At 39.7% G+C, this 1,888-nt stretch carries 3 protein-coding genes; all 3 read right to left on the reverse strand.

Going from position 1 to position 1,888, the window contains the following annotated elements:
• Positions 1-608 (reverse strand): AMP-binding protein (locus tag ACWF79_RS34765; RefSeq protein WP_453732173.1); only part of this gene is annotated, 608 nt, incomplete at its 3' end.
• A 110-nt stretch (positions 609-718) separates the two neighbouring features.
• Positions 719-1,633: an IS3 family transposase gene (locus ACWF79_RS34770; protein WP_033880480.1), complete on the reverse strand. Its 915-nt coding sequence runs from the start codon at positions 1,631-1,633 to the stop codon at positions 719-721.
• Positions 1,630-1,888, reverse strand: a 259-nt coding sequence (locus tag ACWF79_RS34775) for a transposase (RefSeq protein WP_453732174.1), incomplete at its 5' end; no start/stop codon positions are given. The genes ACWF79_RS34775 and ACWF79_RS34770, both read right to left, overlap by 4 nt.

A 1,888-nucleotide genomic window follows, 5' to 3' on the forward strand; every position in this document is an offset into this window, starting at 1 on the left:
AACAATGACTCATCTTCATCTTGGCTACTTCCAACATAAATCAATCTATTAACACCTGATGAGAGCAGTATCGTTTTTCTTCTTTCGAATGGCATGTTTTTATCTATTGTTAAAACTACTCCACCGGCGATTAACACTCCCAACATACTAGCAATTAAACCAATACTACGACGTCCATAAATAGCCACAACTTCCCCTTGATTCATTCCTCCAGCATGGAGATTACCTACAATACTTTGGACAGCTTCAAACAATTCTCCATAAGTTTTCCTCTCACCCTGATAATTAATGGCTTCCTGATGTAGATTTTGAAGAGCAACCTGACGGAACATTTCAGGAACCGATGGATAGAATGGTTTTTCTAGTTTTTCTTTTGGATTGGGTAATATTTTCTGACTTCTATCTGTTCTTAGGGAATAAAAATCAATTGGCATTTCACTATCATTCACTATCTGTTGTAGTAATAATGTGTATTGTCTAGAAAGTTCTTCAATCCTTTTTTCACTGTAAAGATCCTTCTGATAAGCAAACTCTAACTCCATACCATCTTGCTTTTCTTGAATATACAGTGTGAGCGCAAACTTGGATGGATGATCTCCTACATCCATTTGAGATAAATTAACGGGTTAACCCCCTAATTTTGGACACATACTACTCTTAGCTCATTATTTCATAGAATTGCTCTTTATTTTAGGTGAGGCAAGAAAATCATCCTGCCTCATACTCTCACTTCTTTAATCGTTAGCTCTTCTGTTTGGTTTCGTTGATAAAATTCATTTGGTGCTAAATCTAAAATACTCGAATGGATTCTTCGATTATTGTAGAAATCCATGTATTCAGCCACCTCATGATACGCATCTGCGTAGGAATGAAAAGCGAACCGCCTCAAACATTCATACTCTAGTAATCGGTGAAACGACTCGATATGGGCATTCATATTCGGTGTTCTCGGCGGAATGCGTTCATGTTCGATGTGGAACGTTTCACATGCTTTCTGAAACGCTAGAGAAATAAATTGTGGACCATTATCCGTTCGAATGACTGGCTTTGTTTCTCTTTCAAATTGCTGACGCTTAAACAAGGCACGCTGCACGAGTTGGCCAGCGTCGTGTCCGGTACAATGTAAACCAATATGATAATCAATGATGGAACGGTCATATACATCAATGAGCGATAGAATAAAGAAGAAACGCTCTTCACCTTCGATGTAGCCGTATTTAATATCTGCTTCCCACAGCTGATTCGATTCAGTGATGATCCGGTTCCTCGCTAATTTTCTTGGATAGTGGAACTTCACTTCTCGCTGTGGCTGTAGGATATCGAGTTCCTTACATAATCGGTACACTTTCTTTTTGTTAATCTGTAGCGCATACTCGCTTCGAAGGCGGAGGCACAACTTTCGATAGCCATAGACACCGGCTTCACCTGAGATGAGTTCCATCAGCCATTCCTGTATTTGTTCATCCGGTATTTTTTTGCCGTTCTTAGTGAGTGAATAGCCCGGAATGGGTCTGCCCTCACTTACTGACTTTTCTTCTTTCTTGTATTGATAATAGTACGTAGAAGGAGAAATCTCTAAAATCTTCAGGACTTTACGGACGGCATAACCTTTCGCAATCCACTCATTCGCTATTTCAAGCGTTTCAGTAAGTGAGGGTTCTTCTTTTTTAGTACGTCACGGAGAATGGAAATTTCTAAATCTTTTTCGCCTAACAGCTTTTTAAGCTGGTCATTCTCCTCCTCCAACTGTTTGATCCCTGAGGGAGAAACAATATCTTGAATGCCGGAATGATCTAGATTGCCTTTTTCCTGAAAAGCTTTTACCCATTTGCTTACGAGATTTGGACTGAGCTCGTGACGTCTCGCCACCAAAGCTTTATTGCCTGTT

This window comes from Streptomyces sp. NPDC054975 (assembly GCF_053609105.1).